The 18,661-nt window shown below is 35.7% G+C and carries 19 protein-coding genes and 1 tRNA gene; 8 read left to right on the forward strand and 12 right to left on the reverse strand.

Translation table 11 applies throughout. From position 1 onward, the window contains the following. Positions 1-14 precede the first annotated feature (14 nt). Positions 15-329, forward strand: a complete 315-nt coding sequence (locus AC13DP_RS10010) for a DUF3467 domain-containing protein (protein WP_013070662.1) — start codon at positions 15-17, stop codon at positions 327-329. A 121-nt stretch (positions 330-450) separates the two neighbouring features. Beyond that, positions 451-2,034, forward strand: coding sequence for a Ppx/GppA phosphatase family protein (locus AC13DP_RS10015; protein WP_483067726.1), 1,584 nt, complete (start codon positions 451-453; stop codon positions 2,032-2,034). Between the two features lie 195 nt (positions 2,035-2,229). Here the strand turns inward: AC13DP_RS10015 and AC13DP_RS10020 are convergent, their stop codons facing one another. Together AC13DP_RS10020 and AC13DP_RS10025 are read right to left on the reverse strand one after the other, a co-directional pair. Beyond that, the gene (locus tag AC13DP_RS10020) at positions 2,230-3,597 is read right to left on the reverse strand and encodes an alanine/glycine:cation symporter family protein (protein ID WP_483067727.1); all 1,368 of its coding nucleotides are present in this window, start codon (positions 3,595-3,597) and stop codon (positions 2,230-2,232) included. Positions 3,598-3,783: 186 nt separating this feature from the next. Next, a complete protein-coding gene (locus AC13DP_RS10025; protein ID WP_228251873.1) occupies positions 3,784-5,373 on the reverse strand; it encodes a peptide chain release factor 3 in 1,590 nt (529 codons plus the stop codon). A gap of 162 nt (positions 5,374-5,535) precedes the next feature. Here AC13DP_RS10025 and idi point away from each other — a divergent pair, with 162 nt between their 5' ends. The 4 genes from idi to AC13DP_RS10045 all read left to right on the forward strand — a co-directional run bounded on the left by idi (position 5,536) and on the right by AC13DP_RS10045 (position 6,899). Next, the gene (gene idi / locus AC13DP_RS10030) at positions 5,536-6,051 is read left to right on the forward strand and encodes an isopentenyl-diphosphate Delta-isomerase (RefSeq protein ID WP_041578712.1); all 516 of its coding nucleotides are present in this window, start codon (positions 5,536-5,538) and stop codon (positions 6,049-6,051) included. After that, entirely contained in the window at positions 6,051-6,461 is a 411-nt protein-coding gene (locus AC13DP_RS10035) for a 6-pyruvoyl trahydropterin synthase family protein (protein WP_013070667.1), read from the forward strand. The genes idi and AC13DP_RS10035 overlap by 1 nt, the downstream gene beginning before the upstream one ends. A gap of 84 nt (positions 6,462-6,545) precedes the next feature. Continuing rightward, positions 6,546-6,812 (forward strand): hypothetical protein, encoded by a 267-nt coding sequence (locus tag AC13DP_RS10040; RefSeq protein WP_013070668.1) that lies wholly within the window; start codon positions 6,546-6,548, stop codon positions 6,810-6,812. Positions 6,813-6,825: 13 nt separating this feature from the next. Then, a tRNA-Thr gene (locus tag AC13DP_RS10045) sits at positions 6,826-6,899 on the forward strand. Between the two features lie 213 nt (positions 6,900-7,112). On the opposite strand, the gene mqo is transcribed toward AC13DP_RS10045, so the two are convergent. From mqo to AC13DP_RS10085, 8 genes are all read right to left on the reverse strand, one after another. Beyond that, the gene (gene mqo / locus AC13DP_RS10050; RefSeq protein WP_228252428.1) at positions 7,113-8,621 is read right to left on the reverse strand and encodes a malate dehydrogenase (quinone); all 1,509 of its coding nucleotides are present in this window, start codon (positions 8,619-8,621) and stop codon (positions 7,113-7,115) included. A gap of 139 nt (positions 8,622-8,760) precedes the next feature. After that, positions 8,761-9,510: a DUF4369 domain-containing protein gene (locus AC13DP_RS10055; protein ID WP_228252429.1), complete on the reverse strand. Its 750-nt coding sequence runs from the start codon at positions 9,508-9,510 to the stop codon at positions 8,761-8,763. Between the two features lie 253 nt (positions 9,511-9,763). Continuing rightward, positions 9,764-11,029: a DUF819 family protein gene (locus AC13DP_RS10060; RefSeq protein ID WP_228252430.1), complete on the reverse strand. Its 1,266-nt coding sequence runs from the start codon at positions 11,027-11,029 to the stop codon at positions 9,764-9,766. A gap of 66 nt (positions 11,030-11,095) precedes the next feature. After that, a complete protein-coding gene (locus AC13DP_RS10065) occupies positions 11,096-11,911 on the reverse strand; it encodes a Cof-type HAD-IIB family hydrolase (RefSeq protein WP_272957280.1) in 816 nt (271 codons plus the stop codon). Further along, positions 11,911-12,081 (reverse strand): type II toxin-antitoxin system antitoxin, encoded by a 171-nt coding sequence (locus AC13DP_RS10070; protein ID WP_013070673.1) that lies wholly within the window; start codon positions 12,079-12,081, stop codon positions 11,911-11,913. The genes AC13DP_RS10065 and AC13DP_RS10070 overlap by 1 nt, the downstream gene beginning before the upstream one ends. 3 nt (positions 12,082-12,084) lie before the next feature. Continuing rightward, complete coding sequence (locus tag AC13DP_RS10075; protein WP_483067728.1) at positions 12,085-12,987, reverse strand: alpha/beta hydrolase; 903 nt, start codon at positions 12,985-12,987, stop codon at positions 12,085-12,087. Further along, positions 12,984-13,463 (reverse strand): hypothetical protein, encoded by a 480-nt coding sequence (locus tag AC13DP_RS10080; RefSeq protein ID WP_483067729.1) that lies wholly within the window; start codon positions 13,461-13,463, stop codon positions 12,984-12,986. The genes AC13DP_RS10075 and AC13DP_RS10080 overlap by 4 nt, the downstream gene beginning before the upstream one ends. A gap of 8 nt (positions 13,464-13,471) precedes the next feature. Beyond that, the gene (locus AC13DP_RS10085; protein ID WP_013070676.1) at positions 13,472-14,332 is read right to left on the reverse strand and encodes an SPFH domain-containing protein; all 861 of its coding nucleotides are present in this window, start codon (positions 14,330-14,332) and stop codon (positions 13,472-13,474) included. Positions 14,333-14,456: 124 nt separating this feature from the next. On the opposite strand from AC13DP_RS10085, the gene AC13DP_RS10090 reads away from it, so the two are divergent. Next, positions 14,457-15,236: a S1/P1 nuclease gene (locus AC13DP_RS10090; protein WP_347406410.1), complete on the forward strand. Its 780-nt coding sequence runs from the start codon at positions 14,457-14,459 to the stop codon at positions 15,234-15,236. A gap of 50 nt (positions 15,237-15,286) precedes the next feature. Here the strand turns inward: AC13DP_RS10090 and AC13DP_RS10095 are convergent, their stop codons facing one another. Together AC13DP_RS10095 and AC13DP_RS10100 are read right to left on the reverse strand one after the other, a co-directional pair. Next, positions 15,287-15,865 (reverse strand): alpha-ketoglutarate-dependent dioxygenase AlkB family protein, encoded by a 579-nt coding sequence (locus AC13DP_RS10095; RefSeq protein WP_347406411.1) that lies wholly within the window; start codon positions 15,863-15,865, stop codon positions 15,287-15,289. A 1-nt stretch (position 15,866) separates the two neighbouring features. Beyond that, on the reverse strand, positions 15,867-16,226 hold the full coding sequence (locus tag AC13DP_RS10100) for a DoxX family protein (protein WP_347406412.1): 360 nt from the start codon (positions 16,224-16,226) through the stop codon (positions 15,867-15,869). A gap of 142 nt (positions 16,227-16,368) precedes the next feature. Between AC13DP_RS10100 and AC13DP_RS10105 the strand changes: the two genes are divergently transcribed. Further along, a complete protein-coding gene (locus AC13DP_RS10105) occupies positions 16,369-18,591 on the forward strand; it encodes a tetratricopeptide repeat-containing hybrid sensor histidine kinase/response regulator (RefSeq protein ID WP_347406413.1) in 2,223 nt (740 codons plus the stop codon). Positions 18,592-18,661: the final 70 nt, after the last annotated feature.

Below are 18,661 nucleotides of genomic sequence, written 5' to 3' on the forward strand. Positions count from 1 at the left end.
TAATTTTATAAATAATGAGTGAAGAAAAGAAGCCAAAACAAGGCCAGATTAATATCGAATTAGATGAAGCTGTTGCTGAAGGAACCTACTCTAACCTTGCTATTATTAACCATTCTATTTCAGAATTTGTAGTTGATTTTGTGAATATCATGCCGGGAAAACCAAAGAGTAAGGTAAAAAGTAGAATTATCCTCACGCCACAGCATGCCAAACGATTTTTAAAAGCTCTAGCAGATAATGTAGAGCGTTTTGAAAAACAACATGGCGAAATAAAAGATTATGAAAAAACGCCAATTCCTATGAATTTTGGTCCTACAGGACAGGCTTAAGATAAATTTTTATCCTACCAACCCACAGCGAGAACTGTGGGTTTTTCTTTTTACAAATAATAATTGATTATCTTTAGGTTGAACATGAATATGAGTTTAATTTTTACCTGAAAAATATTATATGACTACATCGCCATCCCAACCTACTAAAAGAATAGCTGCAATAGATCTTGGGACAAATTCTTTTCATGCAGTACTCGTAGATATTTACCCTGATGGTAGTTTTCGTACGGTCAATAAACTGAAAGAAATGGTAAGTCTTGCCGAGAAAGGTATGGAAGATCGATTGAGTAGGCAGGCGATGGATCGTGGACTTGAGGCTTTAAAAAGAATCAAATTTTTATGCGATAGCCATAATGTAGAGCAAATTCTGGCTTATGCCACAAGTGCGATTAGAGAGGCCAAAAACGGTGGCGATTTTATTAAGGAAGCAGGAGACGAAATAGGAATAAGGATCAGGGCGATATCGGGTAAAATGGAAGCTGAAATGATTGGGCTGGCTATAAAGCATAGTGTGGTTATTGAGGATGAGATGGTGCTGATGATTGATATTGGTGGTGGTAGTGTTGAATTTATTATTGGTAATCGCGAAGACTTTGTCTACTATAATAGTTTAAAACTAGGCGTAGCTAGAATGGCAGCTGCCTTTGTAGATTCAGATCCTATAGAAGTAGATACCATTAAGAAATTGAAAAACCATTATAGTAATAGCTTAACTGAAGTCATCGAGCTGGCTAAGCAACATGGGGTAAAAACGATTATCGGCTCTTCTGGAACTATGGAGAATATTGCCGAGATGATAGCGGGGAGAAATGATATAACGGCAGCAAGAACGCTTAATGAACTGACCTTTAAAAAAGATTCGTTTATTGATTTTTATCATGAATTTATTAAACTTGACAAAAAAGGAAGACTAAAAGAAAAAAATCTGGAAGAAAAGCGTGTGGATATCATCAATCCCGGAATGGTACTATTAAAATTCCTTGTTGAGGACTGCCCCATTGAAAATATTAAAATATCTGAAGGCGCCCTTAGGGAAGGGATGATTATCAATTATATTAATAACAAAAAAGAGGAACTTCATCTTGATCTTGTCGCGGATTTTGAAAATCCACGCCAGAGAAGTGTTTATGAATTATTACGCAAATGCAATTGGGCTAAAAATCACTCTAAGCACGTAGCAGGGTTCGCTATGCAGATATTTGATGTATTCAAAAAAGAAATGGACCTTAAGGAACAGGATAGAGAACTGCTGGAATACGCAAGTTTAATGCATGATATTGGTTATTATATTTCCTATAGAAAACACCATAAACATGCGTTATATCTTATTAAATATTCAGATTTGTTGGGATTCAATGAGGATGAGATAAATATCATGGCTAACGTGGCACGATATCATCGAAAATCGACGCCACATAAACGTCATAAACCTTATAAGAAACTAAGTAAAAAATTACGCCGTCGAGTTAAGAAACTTTCCGCAATACTTAGACTTGCTGACGGATTGGATAGAAGTCATTATCAGAACGTAAAAAAACTGGAAATCGATAATACCAGTGACAAAATAAATTTACTTATAAGTACCCATAGTGATCCTGAATTAGAAATATGGGGTGCACTCCGTAAAACCGATTTACTAGAAAAAATGACTGGAAAACAGGTAGAAATTTTTCAAATTGAAACGAAAGAGGAAGTAATTTAGTACGCTGAATTCCTGGTGATATTTTTGAAACTATTTTGGTCATTGTCTGAGTTTTCGTTCGGTATTTATATCGCAATCTGGGCAACATCATCTTACACCAAAATACAAGGGAATTTTCTAAGAGTTATCTCATAGATCTGTCTTCGTGGGTATAATTTACACCGGTCTCGGGTTGTTCTAAAAAAAGGACCTGATTTACTGATATTGTTTAAAATATATTTTGGCTTGTTTCAACACCCTTGGTGCCAATATTAAGGTAGAGATCATAGTAGGTATGGCCATAAGGGCAAAGAAACCATCAATTAGATTCAGAATAATACTTTGTTCTGTAGTGGCGCCAAGCATAATACTGATAATATAAAAATAGTTATACCAGTGTTTGTGTTTTGCCCCAATTAAAAAAGAAAGACATTTGGTGCCATAATAAGAATAAGAAAACAACGATGAAATACTAAAAGCAGCAATACAAATAAGTAACAAATAAGGTCCAAAAACCGGGATCGAATTTCCAAAAGCTTTAGCCGTTAAAGCTACACCGCTGGCTTCACTGGTTTGCCAAACACCAGTTACCAAAATGGTAAGCGCGGTTAGGGTACAAACAATGAGTGTATCTATAGCGGGTCCAAGCATCGCTACCAATCCCTCACGGATTGGTTGTGAGGTCTTGCTGGCACCGTGGGCCATTGTAGCAGTCCCAATACCGGCTTCGTTAGAAAATGCACCTCTACGAATTCCGAGTAGAATCAACCCTCCTAAAAGTCCGCCAAAAAGCGGATCACCTTTATAGTTATTTGCGGCAAAGGCATCAGTGAAAATTAAAGAAAGATATTTTGGAAGTTGTTCAAAATTGATGGCCAAAATCGCCACTACTGATAAAAAATAAAGTACGACCATTGCGGGTACCAATTTTGAAACCGTACGACTAATACGGTATAAACCACCTAAAATTACGATTGAAGTAATGATGGTTAACACTACACCAATAGAAAAATTAGAGACATCTCCTGTTGCAATGCCATTAGGTTCCAGTAAAATTGAATTGATTGCTTTGGTAAGTTGATTTACGTTAAAAATAGGTAGCGCACCAATTAATCCTGCCACGCTAAAAAATATAGCTAGAAATTTCCAATTTCGGCCTAAGCCTTCCGTTATAAAATACATCACGCCTCCCTGAATTTTACCTTCAGTATCTTTACCGCGATACATTACCGCCAGGGAATTGGTGAAAAATTTAGTGCCCATTCCTACGATAGCACTTATCCATAGCCAAAAAACTGCACCCGGACCGCCAACGGCAATCGCAACAGCAACACCGGCAATATTACCCATGCCTACCGTACTGCTTAAAGCCGTGGCTAACGCCTGAAAATGGCTAATCTCACCAGGATCGTTGGGATCGTCGTATTTTCCTTTTAAAAGGTCTATAGAATGACCCAAATAGCGAAAAGGTAAAAATTTAGAATAGATCAATAAAAATATACCCCCTCCAATTAACAGGATTACTAAAGGTAATCCCCAAACCGCAGAGGCAAAATCAGCGACAAACTTGTCGATACTTTCCATAATTTAGCTTTATGTCGAAAATATAGTAAATAAACAGCTATTCCCGGTCATTTCCGACTAAGTTACGTGATTTAGGCAATTATTTTTTAACTCCCTAAACGGGAAGGCATATAATAGTATATGGTTTAGTAAGCAATTTTACTTCATTTAACGATAAACTCAATTGAGAGAAAAGCAGCATAGAGCCTAAAATTCTGAAGTAAAATGAAACTTAATCGAGTGGTATTTTTGCTGCGTCATTTGCAAAGAGAACTGGGAATCAGCTAAAAATACCAGCTGATCCTGTTTATCTTTTGCCAGAAATTTCGCCTTCACTCGTTTAAAATCTTTAAATTCCTCGCTCTTTTCGTCTTCTGCTTCTACCCAGGTAGCTTTAAAGACATTAAGATTTTCATAAGTACATTTGGCACCATATTCGTGCTCTAAACGGTATTGAATAACTTCAAACTGAAGAGCTCCAACAGTTCCAATAACTTTACGACCGTTAAACTCTAGTACAAAAAGTTGGGCTACACCTTCATCCATCAACTGGTCAATCCCTTTTTCTAATTGTTTAGATTTCATAGGATCGGCATTGTTAATGTATCTAAAATGCTCTGGCGAAAAACTTGGGATTCCGCGGTAATTTAAAGTTTCACCCTCAGTAAGAGTATCCCCAATTTTAAAATTTCCAGTATCGTGAAGTCCCACAATATCTCCGGCATAAGAGGTATCTACAATTTCTTTCTTCTCAGCAAAAAAAGCATTTGGGCTAGAGAATTTTAAATTTTTGTTGTGACGAACGTGAAGGTAATTTTTATTTCTTTCAAACTTACCAGATACAATTTTTATAAATGCCAATCGATCGCGATGTTTAGGATCCATGTTGGCATGGATTTTAAAAACAAAGCCTGTAAATTTATCTTCAGCAGGTTCTACCACTCTAATATCACTTTCTTTTGGCCTTGGTGGTGGAGCGATCTCAATAAAACAATCTAAAAGCTCACGTACGCCAAAATTATTTAAAGCCGACCCAAAAAATACCGGTTGTAAACGACCTTCCAGATAGGCCTTATTATCAAATTCAGGATAAACACCCTGGGCAAGCTCTAACTCATCTCTAAGCGTATTAGCAGCTGTATTGCCTATAAGGTCATCTAATTCTGAAGAACTTAAATCTGAAATTTCTATCGTATCTTCAATATCTTTTCTTGGATCACCGGTAAAAAGATTGACGTTCTTCTCCCAAATATTGTAGATTCCCTTAAAATCGTAACCCATCCCAATTGGGTAAGAAAGCGGAGTCACCGTTAGATTCAGTTTCTGTTCAATTTCATCTAAAAGTTCAAAGGCGTCTTTACCCTCGCGATCCAGTTTATTGATAAAAACGATCATAGGGATATTACGCATACGGCAAACTTCCACAAGTTTTTCTGTCTGCTCCTCAACCCCTTTTGCTACATCAATTACCACGATCACACTATCCACTGCGGTTAAAGTTCTAAAAGTATCTTCAGCAAAATCCTTGTGCCCCGGCGTATCCAGAATATTGATTTTAATATCCTTATACTCAAATGCCAAAACCGAAGTAGCTACCGAGATCCCACGCTGACGCTCGATTTCCATGAAGTCACTGGTGGCTCCTTTCTTGATCTTGTTAGATTTTACCGCACCTGCTTCCTGAATTGCACCTCCAAATAGAAGGAGTTTTTCAGTCAATGTGGTTTTACCCGCATCGGGGTGAGAGATAATACCAAATGTTCTTCTACGTCGTAATTCTTTCTGAAAAGTTTTCATCTACCGATATTTGAGGCGCAAAAATACTATTATTTTAAGGAATTTTAAACATGGATTGTGCGTTCTATTTAATACTGATTGACTAATATTGAATTTTGGCTTTCAGAATACTTGTTTTTAAGATAAAGACGATTTTGTACATTTGGAGCTCTAAATTTTATGATGGGAACAGATCAGGTAATATTAGTGAACGAAAAAGACGAGCAAATCGGCTTAATGGAAAAAATTGAAGCGCATGAAAAAGCATTACTACATCGTGCATTTTCGGTTTTTGTGTTTAATAAAAAAGGTGAGCTTATGTTGCAGCAGCGGGCGCTTACTAAATATCATACACCAGGACAGTGGACCAATACCTGCTGCAGCCATCAAAGGGAAGGAGAATCGAACATAGAAGCTGGTAAACGTCGATTAATGGAAGAGATGGGGTTTACTACAGATTTAAAAGATACCATTTCTTTTATCTATAAAGCACCGTTTGAGAATGGGTTGACAGAGCATGAATACGATCATATTCTTGTAGGGCAATATGATGAAGATCCCCATCCTAATCCAGAGGAAGTGAATGCCTGGAAGTGGGTAAGCTTAGAAGACGTTAAAGAAGATATGAAAGTAAATCCCGGGGTGTATACCGAGTGGTTTAAAATCATTTTTGATAAATATTATAATCATATTTCGTAATGAGGCTAACCGTACATAGAAAAGCTCATTTCAATGCTGCCCATCGACTTTTTAAAAAGGAGTGGACCGACGAAAAGAATTTTGAAGTCTTTGGGAAATGCAGCAATCCTAATTATCATGGTCATAATTACGAACTTACCGTGTCGGTTACCGGAGAAGTAGATCCAGAAACAGGTTTTGTAATGGATCTTAAGCGTTTAAAAGATTTAATCTATACCGAAGTAGAAACGCCTTTTGATCATAAGAACCTGAATGTTGAGGTTGAAGAATTTAAAACTTTAAATCCTACGGCTGAAAATATCGCGGTGGTGATTTGGAACAAGTTACGAGAGAAATTACGGGAGAATTTGGATTTACAGGTTACATTATATGAAACCCCCAGAAATTTTGTAAGCTACAAAGGAGAATAAAAAATTAGAAGCGATAAAAATTTTTCTGAAAAAGTGTTTTTATATTAAGAAAATGATTTAAATTCGCAGCCGAAATTGTTCGATATGGCAAGTAAAAGATTACTGAAAAGAGACGTGAATAATGTATTTGGTGATATCATCGAAGCAGCATACATTCACCAGGAAGCTAACCCAGAAGAGGATAAAGCGAAGACTGAAGCCATAGTTGACGAAGCTATAGCAGATTTTGACGAATTAATCGTAAAGATCAACCAAAAAGATGTAGAGAATAAATCTCAGCATTTTAAAGCTATAGAGAAAGAACTGGAAGCGAAAGCTGAAAAGCTTATTGAAAAAGTAAACGCTCTTTAATAAAAAGAGTAATGCCGATGTAGCTCAGCTGGCTAGAGCAGCTGATTTGTAATCAGCAGGTCGTGGGTTCGAGTCCCTCCATCGGCTCTAAATAAAAAACTCCTTCGAATTTTCGAAGGAGTTTTTTGTTTTATGTGATTCCTTTAGTTTTCAAGGTTCAAGGTGAATTAAAAGTCTCTATTGTAAAATCTATTTTCTAATTTCTCACTACTCACTATTTTAAAATAATATCTTAAATACTGCTTCTTACACCTGATTCTATTATCTATGCTCTCTTATCTCTAGTCTAATTTTACTAGTTTAATGCAGGACATCCAGCTCTAATAATTCAGATGTTTTTTTCTGAATTTCTCTGAATTCTTCTTTATTTTCTTCGGTAATTTCTCTGTTCCAAAATGGGATCATTTCGTCTAGTTTTTGTTTTATGGCCGATTGTTTTAATTTCTCTGGGAAAGCAATTTTTAAAACATCGATCATAATGTGAACAGCGGTTGAGGCACCTGGCGATGCGCCTAAAAGCGCCGTAATTTTTCCGTCTTTAGAATGCACCACATCAGTGCCGAATTCTAAGGTACCGCCCTGTTCTTTATCTTTTTTGATAATTTGTACACGTTGCCCGGCTACTTTTAATTCCCATTCGTTAGATTTCGCATCTTTGACAAAGGTTCTAAGCTCATTCATGCGATCTTCATGATCCATTTTAATTTGTTCCAATAAATATTTGGTAAGCGGAATATTATGCCAAAATACGCCCCACATTGATGGCAGGTTATCAAATCTTAATGATTTGGGTAAATCCAGATAAGAGCCTTCTTTTAAAAATTTTGTACTGAAACCGGCAAAAGGACCAAATAGTAATTGTTTTTTTCCATTGATATAGCGGCTATCAAGATGTGGTGTAGACATTGGTGGTGCATCAGGACCGGCTTTGCTGTATACCTTAGCATGGTGTTTTTCTATAACTTCCTGATTTTTACAAAATAACCATTGTCCGCTTACCGGAAAACCTCCATAACCTTCTTTTTCTTGGATCTCTACTTTTTGGAGTAGGGGGAGCGCGCCACCACCTGCACCAATAAACACATGCTGACTATCATAATAGGTTTTATAACCTGTTTTGTTGTATTTTACTTCTACAAGCCAGTCATTTTTACCATCTGGATCGATATCCAAAACTTCATGATCTAACAGTATGGGGACTTTATATTCTTCTTCTAGGATTCTAAAAAATTGCTCGGTTAAATTCCCAAAATTAACTCCTGTTCCCAATTCCATTCTTGTCGCAGCCATAGCTTCGCTGGGGTTGCGATCTTTCATAATCAACGGAAACCAATTTTCGAGTTCGTCAGGTTTTTCAGAAAATTTCATTGCTGAAAACATAAAGCTTTTAGTCATTTCAGCATGTCTCTTTTTAAGAAAATCAACATTATCTTGTCCTGTGACCCAACTATGATGCGGTAGGGAATGAATAAAACTTTTCGGATTTTTCAACATGTTATTTTCTAACAAATACGACCAGAACTGTTTTGATTGCTCGTATTGCTTAAATATTTGCTTTGCTTTGGATATATCAATACTACCATCTTTTTGCTGCGGTGTGTAATTGAGTTCGCAAAAAGCAGAATGTCCGGTACCAGAATTATTCCAGGCCTCTGTACTTTCCTGGGCTACTTTTTTAAGACGTTCAAAAATAATAATATTGGCATCAGGATCGATAATTTTAGTCATGAGTGCTAAAGTAGCACTCATAATACCACCGCCTACACAAATTAAATCGTATTTATCTTTAGGATTGGGTTTTGAAATCATATACACCTTTTTCCCAAAGTTAATAAAAGCACTTTTATCCTGTACTAAGTTTCTCTTAAAGATTGGTAGTGAAAATCATATGGTTATATAACAAAAAAGCCGCTAGATGCGGCTTTTGATTTTTAGTTTGTTAGAAGGATTAAGAATTGTTCTCTTCGTTATCGGCTTCTATTTTTTCTTCTAATTTTTCTTCCTTTCGTCGTTCTTTAAGAAAGCGCTTTAGCTGTTTTCCGTATTTTGATTTCTGCACGTCCTTTTCTAAGGAATTATAGATCGTATCCAGATATTTAATATTTGCATCAAACACTTCAGATAAGGCTAAATAAGGAGCCAGTTCCAGGTTTTTATTATTTAAGGCAAAGTTTACCGTATAAAGGTATTTTCGTTTTAAAAGACGCTCATAGCGATTATCTAATTCAATCAGTTTTTCTTCGTCTTCAGCTTTTTGCGCTTCAAAATTTTCTTTGATTATATCAAGATTACTATCGTTAAAACGACTCATCATTTTACGATATTCCACTAGCTTTTCCTGGTTTTTAGAGCCGGTTATTTTTGCATCCGACTCAAATTTTTCCAAAGAGGTATTAATTTTTGTTTCTCCTTCATCAGCAAAGAAATCCAGACGATCATCAAATTCAGAATTATCAACTTTGTTCAAATACAAATACATTATCTGTGGGCTATCAATATTCGCCTGTAAAAGGAAATTAGAATCACCGTTTATAGTTACAGAATCCACGTTTACTAAAGATGTATCTTCTATCATCTGAAGATAAAGCGTACCTTTTTTAAGTCCTTTGATGTTCCCGGAAACTTTTAGATTGGTTTCTTTTTGTGAACAGGCAATAATGGAAAGAACTGTAAGTAAAAGTAAGCTAATTTTTTTCATTGTGTTGTATAGGTTTTTAAGCAGCGCAAATATCTTATAATTTTCTATTTTTCTAATCAAATTTGAAGATTTAAAATTTGGAATTCTTTAATTAATATAGTTAACAATACTGAGTTTTGGTTTTTCTGAAATTTACTTGATCATCGAGATTTAAAGCTCTATTTCTTTTCATATGGCTATCTTGATGCTTCAAAAAAAAAGTTAATAAATGCTCCCATTGGCTGCCCTAAGATAGTTTACTTTGGATATTTATTTAACTTCCTGAGGCAAGTTGCATTAAAATAGTACATAATATCGCGCCGTAGGTTCCTACTACATAACCAAATACCGCTAATAATACACCAACTGTAGCTAATGAAGGATGAAAAGCAGCAGCAACCACAGGTGCCGATGCGGCACCACCAACGTTAGCCTGGCTTCCCACGGCAAGGAAAAAATATGGAGCTTTTATAAGTTTTGCGGTTACCAATAAAATGATCACATGGATTGTCATCCAAACCAGGCCAATTGCTATTAATCCCGGATTGTCGAATACAGCCCCTAAATCCATTTTCATTCCTATAGTAGCTACCAGAATATAAATGAAAATACTTCCTATTTTACTAGCTCCGGCACCTTCGTATTGCTTGAATTTTGTAAAAGAAAGCAGGATACCTATAGCCGTAGCAATGGTGATCATCCAGAAAAACTCTGAAGAAAATGAAGCAAGGGAACTTTTTTTATCCTGGAAGACATCAAAAGTGCTTACCAGAAAACTTGAAATTTCATCGGCCCCAAAATGCGCAATTCCCACAGCACCAAATGCCAAAGCAAGTATGATCATAAAATCGGCCAGGCTGGGAATACGTTTTACACTTTCTGAATAGGCTGAAACTTTATTCTTTAATTGTGTTATCGCCGAGTTATCTGCCTGAAGCCATTTATCGATACGGTCACTTTTTCCAACCCCTAATAGAACGATAGCCATCCAAAGATTAGCTACCACAATATCTACCAAAACCATCCCTCCATATTTTTCGGGATTATACCGATAAATTTCCAGCATGGCTGCCTGATTGGCACCACCGCCAATCCAACTACCGGCAAGGGTAGACAAACCACGCCAGGTCGCATCGAAGCCTGCGCCTCCAACAGTATCTGGAGAAACAGCAGAAATTAGTAAAATCGCGATCGGTCCACCAATAATAATTCCGATTGTAGCCGCAAAAAACATGATTAGAGCTTTTGGACCCAAATTAAAAATTGCTTTTAAATCGATACTTAAAGTCATTAGAACCAAAGAGGCGGGTAACAAATATCTGCTAGCTACAAAGTACAGGTTAGAAACCGAAGAATCAATTAGACCTGCGGAATTGAGAATTGCCGGAATTAAATAACACATTAATACACCGGGAACGATTTTATAAAATTTCGCCCAAAATCCTGTTTTGATCGACGAGGTATAAAAGACAAAACCAAGGGAAATCATTAGCAGTCCAAAGACTACTGCATCGTTTGTAAAAACCGGCATTTCTTCCATAGAATTAGATTTGCAAGCAAAATACAAATTATATTCTACCTGCCTAATTTTAGTTTTGTATTGAATTTATAACGAAAATAATTTTTGGAGACTTTGCGCAACACCATCTTCTTTGGCATTGGCAGTAACTGCTGTAGAAACATCCAGGACTTCCTGGCGAGCATTCGCCACGGCAATGCCCATACCAACGCCTCCAATCATTTCTACATCATTATAATTATCGCCAAAAGCAATAGTATCTTCTTTAGAAATATTAAAATGGTGTGCTAACAAATATTCAATTGCAGAGAATTTTGAAATTTTCTTATTGGCGATTTCAAGGTAGTTTTTATTAGAACGGTAAAAATGAAGTTCATCATTATAATTTTTGGATAAAAATTCACTGATCTCGTCAATTTTTTCCGGTTCGCCCATCGCCATAATTTTATGCGGTGCTTTATGTTCTGTAGTCCATTTTTCAATCACTTCAGCATTCGACTTTATTTGTGGACTTACCTTGGTATTATTTTCTTCACGTTGGGCCCAAAAATCTGTTTGCGGTACATACCATTCATTGTTATAATATAAACTTAAATGAACATTTAGATTATTTTCAGTATTGAATTGGTGGATTGCTTTTAACATATCCATGGGGATTTCTACAGAACTAATAGGTTGGTCGTTTACTAAAACCAGCCCGCCGTTATAAGCGATTATAGGTGATTCTCTAATATCCAGTTCTTCCTGAAGGTGATACATGGCATCTGGCATTCTTGCCGAAATTAATACTACGGGGACTTGTTTTTTTACTTCTTTTATTGTTTGGATGGTAAGCGGAGAAAGCTCTCTTTCTTTGTTTAAAAGTGTGCCGTCGATGTCTGAAAAGACAATTTTATACTTCATTAGTTTTCTTTGTTTTTATTTTTAGGATGTCTACTTGCTTCTTTTAAACATTTACTTAGCATCCACTCAATCTGCCCATTGGTGCTTCGAAATTCATCTGAAGCCCATTTCTCAACAGCTTTTAGCATGTCTTCATCTACCCGTAATGCAAATGCTTTTTTCTTGCTCATATTCTATAATTCCTGGATGAATTTTGTTAATGCAGGAACCAAATCTGGATGCAAAACTAATTCTCCCTCTTCATTTTTCCTCGTTTCAGTATCATATTTTAAAATATGGGTCATGTTTTCCAAAAGTAATAATTCGGCATTACTTACCATAGCTTTTAATTCTTCCGCATCTTTAGGGCTTATTTGCATATCTTTAGTTCCCGTTACAATTAAAATGGGAATATCCAGTTTTTGGATTTCTTCTTTGGGATCGTATTGATCCCAGGATTTTAAAAATTGCAAGAAGGATGGTCTAAATATACCTGTTAAAAAGGGCTCTATTTGTTTTATGGTATCGGTCTCTCGTAGCTCCTTAAATTTTGCTCTTGTAGTGTTAGCCAGTTCGGGTGATTTTTTGCTAAGTTGTGCTGCTATTTTTTCGCTTATTTTATTTGCAGGCCCTGCAATAGAAATAAATCCTGAAGCACGATCTTTAGCCACAATCATTCCCACTAAAGAACCCTGGCTATGGCCAATAACCACTATCTTTTTATAATTTAATGAATTTTTTAAATAGTTTACTGCGGTAATGGCATCTTCAATAAAATCATCAAACGAAAGATTGGCTGTCGTTATTTGGAGCTCTTTTAATCTTAAGAGTCTTCTATCGTACCTAAAACTGGCAATGTTATTTTTAGCTAAACCATGCGCCAGCATTTCTAAACAATGGTTATTAAAGGCAGGACTATTACCGTCACGATCTGCTGGGCCAGACCCTGGAATAATTACTGCGGCAATATCAGTTTCTTCAGTAGAAAGGCATAAGGTTCCGTGAACATATTTATTGATCTCTATATCTTTATCTTCAAACTGAGCAAAACAAAAATTGATACTGAAAATGGATAATATGAAAACAAATTTTTTCATTCCTGAATATTAAAATATCTATTAATTACGCGATCTGCGTTTTTTAATTGCTGCGTTCCAACAAGAAAGTATTTCCCATCTTTGGTTTTTAACTGAATTCCTTTATCGCCTTTTACATTATAAGCTTTGTGCTTTCTAAAAACCCGAATTCCCCAGCCACCAAATTCGCTAAATGCATTGTATTTTCTGGTATGGGCAGTTTCCAGATCTTTCCAGCTAAATGCTTTTTTAGTAAAGCTAAAAGGGCTAAACCAAACCTGAATTCCAAATTTGTCGATTCTCGTATGCAGTTTTACAAAGAGAATGCCAACACATACCAATAAACCAACAATAGGTCCAATCAGTTTACCTATTGATAAGTTTTCTGAAATGTCTTCAATAGAAAGCAGTCTTAGAAGAATACCAATCCCCGAAATTAAACATATTAGGATAAGCCACCACTGTGTAAATCGTTGCTCTTCTTTAAATACTCGCATAAATTAAATTAGTGATTTAGCGTTCCGGCATTTACCACAGGCGAAGCATCTTTGTCACCGCAAAGAATGACCATTAAATTACTTACCATTGCTGCACGGCGTTCTTCATCTAAATGCACGATTTCTTTTTTTCCTAATTCATCTAAAGCCATTTCAACCATACTAACTGCTCCTTCAACAATTTTATGACGGGCAGCAACAATAGCCGTTGCCTGCTGTCTTTTAAGCATGGCGCTAGCGATCTCATTGGCATAGGCCAAATAACCAATACGTGCCTCTAGTACTTCTATCCCGGCAATTTCAAGGCGCTCTTCCAATTCTTTTTCCAAAGCATCGCTTACTTCGTTCATACTGCTTCTAAGCGTGATATCTTCATCTAAGCCTTCGTCGGCAAAATTGTCGTATGGATACATACTTGCCAGTTTTCTAACGGCAGCATCGGTTTGTACTATCACAAAATTTTCAAAATTGTCAACATCAAAAGAAGCTCTGTACGTATCCCTAACACGCCAAACCAGAATGGTGCTTATCATCACAGGATTTCCAAGTTTATCGTTGACTTTTAATCGCTCACTATCAAAGTTTCTGGCGCGTAAGGAAATTTTCTTTTTAGTATAAAAGGGATTCGTCCAAAATAGTCCGTTTTTTTTCACAGTTCCGCGATAGTCTCCAAATAAAAGGAGGACACGGGATTCATTAGGGTTTACCAGGATAAAACCCGGGGCAAGAAAAATCGCCAGTACGATTCCAAGAATAAACCAGGTAGTTTTTAATGCTATAAGCCCAAAAATGCTTCCGAAGAATAATATGATAAAAATGAATAGCATAAAATACCCATTTGAGGGTGATGAAGATTTTTCCTGTGTCATAATTAGTAATTTTAATTGATATTAAATTGATATTATAAATATATTGAATTGAATATAAATGGAGTCGATGTTTAACATTTAATTTACCTGAGCTTGGTTATATTTGCCCTAAAATTTATCTGGAATGAAAAGAATATTGATTGTATTTGTGGCACTATTTATAAGTCAAATAAATTTTGCAAAAGATAATGAATGGGGAAAAACGGGACATCGAACTACTGGGGAAATTGCACAGGCACATCTTTCTAGAAGAGCACAAAAAGCTATTAATAAATTATTAAATGGTCATAGTTTGGCGTTTGTAGCAAATCATGGTGACGATATAAAAAGTGATCCTGCTTATAGAAAATACAGTTCATGGCATTATGTGAATATAGATCCGGAGGCTACTGCATATGATCCAGAAACCGCTAGTGAAGATGGTGACCTCATAATGGGAATTAGAAAGTGTATAGATGTTTTAAAGGATAAAAACTCCAGCAAAGAGGATAAGCAGTTTCATTTAAAAATGCTGGTTCATTTTGTAGGTGACCTTCATCAGCCGTTTCACATAGGGCACGCTTCAGATTTGGGTGGAAACCGAATAAATGTAAAATGGTTTGGAAAAAAGACCAATATCCATAGCGTTTGGGATAGTAAGATGATCGATTCTTACCAGATGAGCTATACCGAACTTGCTGAAAATAGGGATGAATTAAGCAAGATTCAGGTAGAAGCGATTCAGGACGGCGACTTATTGGATTGGGTTTACGAAAGCAGGGATTTAGCTGAGCAGCTATATAAATCTGTAGAAGAGGATGATGATCTTAGCTACGCGTATATGTATGAATGGTTTCCTACCGTAAGGCTGCAATTGCAAAAAGGGGGGATTCGTTTAGCTAAAATTCTAAATGAGATTTATTAAGTTGCAAAAAACTTTACTATTAATAGCTGCCGAACTTTTGCTTAGGTTCCTTAACCTATAATTTGCCTAAAAGTGAGGTTGATCCTTGGGGTAACCTGTTTTTTTGTTTTAGGAAGTTGATGTTTCCAAAAATGCTGGGTTTCTCCTGCCATAATTAATAAACTACCAGGAGCTAAGACAAATTTTTGTTTTAGCTCCTTTTTTGTTTTATGCTGAAGATGAAACATACGCGCTCCACCTAAGCTTATAGAAGCGATTACAGGGTTTATACCTAATCCTTTTTCATCATCGCTATGCCAACCCATACTATCCTGCCCATCGCGGTATAAATTGGCCAGACAAACGTTAAATCTGTTATTTGTAAAGTTTTCGAGCTTCTCTCTCAATAATTGAAGGGTTTCAGGGAATGGATCGGGATTCATTGTAATATTAGAGTAGGTATATGATTTTTCTCCAAAAAGATGTGTTAAGCGTGGTTGCATCATTTCTTTTCCAAATATTTTAATTGGTTCCTGGATCCAGTTAGTTTGAGAGTAAAGTGTGTGAAAGACTTTCTCTGCAATATCAGGTTGTAAGAAGTTAGGGATGTAACTTAAATTTGCTTGTGGCAGCGTAAATTCTTCTTTCATTTTAATACTTCAAATAAAACCATGCCCACCAAATTAACAAAAACTGTAGCGGAATTCGAAGTATTAAAATCCATTTTGGTAAACCAGCACCGGCTTCAGGAGAAGAAAGCATATAAAAATGGACACTAAAAAAGACCAATAACATGGCAATGATCCCGTAAATTGCATAATCTTTCGTTAGCGTAAAACAAACGGCTATTCCCAAAATGATTTCTGCAACGCCGCTTAAATAAACCATGTTAAGATGGTAGGGAATATAAAGCGGCATTATTTTCATGTACATTTTTGGTTTAATAAAATGATTTATCCCTGCGATGGTATACATGATGCCCATTAAATAAAGATGCCATGGATATTGCATGATATAATTTTTTTAAGGAAGATAACCTTATTGACTCTAATATTAATATTTTTGAAACTTATTTTAGACGGTTTAGTACTTTTTTTGTTTAATTAGCTTAAATAAATTAATTTTCTCTGCTGGACATTGCTAACTATTTTCTGTGAGCTTGATACAAAATCTTTTTTTCTCTTCACTTCTTTTTATTTTTATTGTTAAGCCATTAAGTGCTCAAGATAAAAAGGTTAGTAAAGATAGCCTGGAAAGCCTGTTTAATAATTCTATTACTTTATTTAACGATTATAACTACCATGAAGGTATCCAGACTTCTATGCGTTTAATTGAACTGGCGGAGTTAGTAGAAAGTAATTATTTTTTGTATCACGGCCATAATAACCTTGGGGTAGCTTACGAGGAGCTGGGCGATACAATGCGGGCAAAAACGCATTATGAAAAATCTCTAGTTTTTGCCAAAGCTACGCAAAACGATACCCTTATTATGTGGTCTTACAATAATATGGGGAATATTTTTTCAGAACGTAAAGAGGATTATCAAAAGGGAATTTATAATTATAAAAGAGTAATCGATCTTGCCAAAAAACTGAACAATCAAGAAGAGCTTGTAGCGCCTTATATCAATATTGCCTGGACTTATCTTGATAAAAATCGAGTGCCAATCGCAAAACCATATTTAGACAGTGCGAAAGGAGTTTTAAAACGTGTGCATGGTAGTTATCTGGACGCAGAGTTAGATATGTTATACGGAAGGTATTTTTTGGAATCAAATCAATTGGATTCTGCTAAAGTGTATTTTGAAAGATCAACAAAAATCGTAGATGAGGATAGCCTAATTTACGAAGGAGCTGAAACTTATAAATGGTATGCCGAATTGCTTTTTAGAAAAGGTGAATTTAAAGCAGCCTTTAAAGCCCTTAAAAGGCAACATGAATATGAGTCTGAAATTTTTGATCATACTAATACAGCCCAAATTCAGGCTGCAAATACCAGATTTGATATAAACGAGTACCAGAAAAATTTAGAACTGGCCAAACAGCAAAAAAACTATCAGGAAAAAATTATAGCCAAATCTAACGAAAAGCTCATTCTGCTAATTGTAGCTGCGATCATACTATTTATCATCTTAATTTTTCTAAATCGTATTAATAGCTCTCGTAAAATATTGATTACAGAATTACAGGAAAAAAATAAGGAGCTGAGAAAGTCGAAAGAGGAAACAGAGCGACTGTCTAATTTAAAAACACAGTTTTTCTCTACGGTTAGTCACGAATTAAGGACACCACTCTACGGTGTAATAGGGTTAACTTCTTTGTTGCTCGATGATAAGGGTTTAAAAGACCACCAAAAGGATTTAAAATCTCTGAAATTTTCAGCAGATTATTTATTGGCATTGATCAATGATGTACTTCAGATCAATAAGATGGAAGCTAAAGAAGTCAAGTTAGAGTCAGTTTCTTTTAATTTTAGAGAATTGCTGCAAAGCATTATGCAAACGCTGGAATTTACCAGGCTTCAGAATAAAAATAAAATTCATCTTGAAATTGATCAAAATATCCCGCAATTTTTGTTGGGAGATTCTGTTAGGTTTTCTCAGATTATGGTAAACCTTGTAGGGAATGCATTAAAATTTACTGAGCGTGGCAATATCTGGATTCGCGCAACCGTGATCGATACTACAGAAGCGGCTTATAATATTAAAATTGAGGTTGAAGATGATGGCATAGGAATTCCATTAAGCAAGCAAAAGGAAATCTTTGAAGAGTTCTCACAACTAAAACCTTCTAATTATAATTATCAGGGAACAGGATTAGGTTTACCGATTGTAAAGAAAATGCTGAAATTATTCGAGTCGGATATTCACCTACGAAGTGAAGAGCATCAGGGTTCTTGTTTTAGTTTTGTGCTTAACTTTAAAAAAGATCAGGAAAAGGCTGGGGTGCCGGTTACCAAAATTAAAGATCTAAAAGAAGAGATTACCGATAATTGGCATTTAAAATCAAAACATCGTATTTTAATTGTTGATGATAACCGGATTAACCAGGTGGTAACCAAGCGAATTTTAGAGCAAAAAAAATTTGTTTGTGAAATTGCTCAAGATGGATATGAGGCTATTAAAAAAGTAAAGGAAGCTACTTTCGATTTAGTATTAATGGATGTAAATATGCCAGGTATAACCGGAATGGAAGCCACCCAAAAGATTAGAAATTTTAATAAAGTCATTCCAATCGTTGCACTAACCGCTGTTGAGGTAGAGGAGATTAGAGAAAAAATACATAGCGCGGGGATGAATGATATTATCGTAAAACCTTATGACGTACAACAATTTTACCGGGTAATATATAGGAATATCCTACCGGTAACCTCCTAATAGTATATACTGGTTTGCTTTAATTGATTAAAAGCATTAAAGATTTAATAGCGGTTTTTTAAATCTTTAT

Source organism: Zunongwangia sp. L-65, from assembly GCF_056859415.1.

Coding starts and splice junctions, on each gene's coding strand:
- AC13DP_RS10010 (WP_013070662.1), top strand. CDS start 15: ATGAGTGAAGAAAAGAAGCCAAAACAAGGCCAGATTAATATCGAATTA.
- AC13DP_RS10015 (WP_483067726.1), top strand. CDS start 451: ATGACTACATCGCCATCCCAACCTACTAAAAGAATAGCTGCAATAGAT.
- AC13DP_RS10020 (WP_483067727.1), bottom strand. CDS start 3,597: ATGGAAAGTATCGACAAGTTTGTCGCTGATTTTGCCTCTGCGGTTTGG.
- AC13DP_RS10025 (WP_228251873.1), bottom strand. CDS start 5,373: ATGAAAACTTTTCAGAAAGAATTACGACGTAGAAGAACATTTGGTATT.
- idi (WP_041578712.1), top strand. CDS start 5,536: ATGGGAACAGATCAGGTAATATTAGTGAACGAAAAAGACGAGCAAATC.
- AC13DP_RS10035 (WP_013070667.1), top strand. CDS start 6,051: ATGAGGCTAACCGTACATAGAAAAGCTCATTTCAATGCTGCCCATCGA.
- AC13DP_RS10040 (WP_013070668.1), top strand. CDS start 6,546: ATGGCAAGTAAAAGATTACTGAAAAGAGACGTGAATAATGTATTTGGT.
- mqo (WP_228252428.1), bottom strand. CDS start 8,621: ATGATTTCAAAACCCAATCCTAAAGATAAATACGATTTAATTTGTGTA.
- AC13DP_RS10055 (WP_228252429.1), bottom strand. CDS start 9,510: ATGAAAAAAATTAGCTTACTTTTACTTACAGTTCTTTCCATTATTGCC.
- AC13DP_RS10060 (WP_228252430.1), bottom strand. CDS start 11,029: ATGGAAGAAATGCCGGTTTTTACAAACGATGCAGTAGTCTTTGGACTG.
- AC13DP_RS10065 (WP_272957280.1), bottom strand. CDS start 11,911: ATGAAGTATAAAATTGTCTTTTCAGACATCGACGGCACACTTTTAAAC.
- AC13DP_RS10070 (WP_013070673.1), bottom strand. CDS start 12,081: ATGAGCAAGAAAAAAGCATTTGCATTACGGGTAGATGAAGACATGCTA.
- AC13DP_RS10075 (WP_483067728.1), bottom strand. CDS start 12,987: ATGAAAAAATTTGTTTTCATATTATCCATTTTCAGTATCAATTTTTGT.
- AC13DP_RS10080 (WP_483067729.1), bottom strand. CDS start 13,463: ATGCGAGTATTTAAAGAAGAGCAACGATTTACACAGTGGTGGCTTATC.
- AC13DP_RS10085 (WP_013070676.1), bottom strand. CDS start 14,332: ATGACACAGGAAAAATCTTCATCACCCTCAAATGGGTATTTTATGCTA.
- AC13DP_RS10090 (WP_347406410.1), top strand. CDS start 14,457: ATGAAAAGAATATTGATTGTATTTGTGGCACTATTTATAAGTCAAATA.
- AC13DP_RS10095 (WP_347406411.1), bottom strand. CDS start 15,865: ATGAAAGAAGAATTTACGCTGCCACAAGCAAATTTAAGTTACATCCCT.
- AC13DP_RS10100 (WP_347406412.1), bottom strand. CDS start 16,226: ATGCAATATCCATGGCATCTTTATTTAATGGGCATCATGTATACCATC.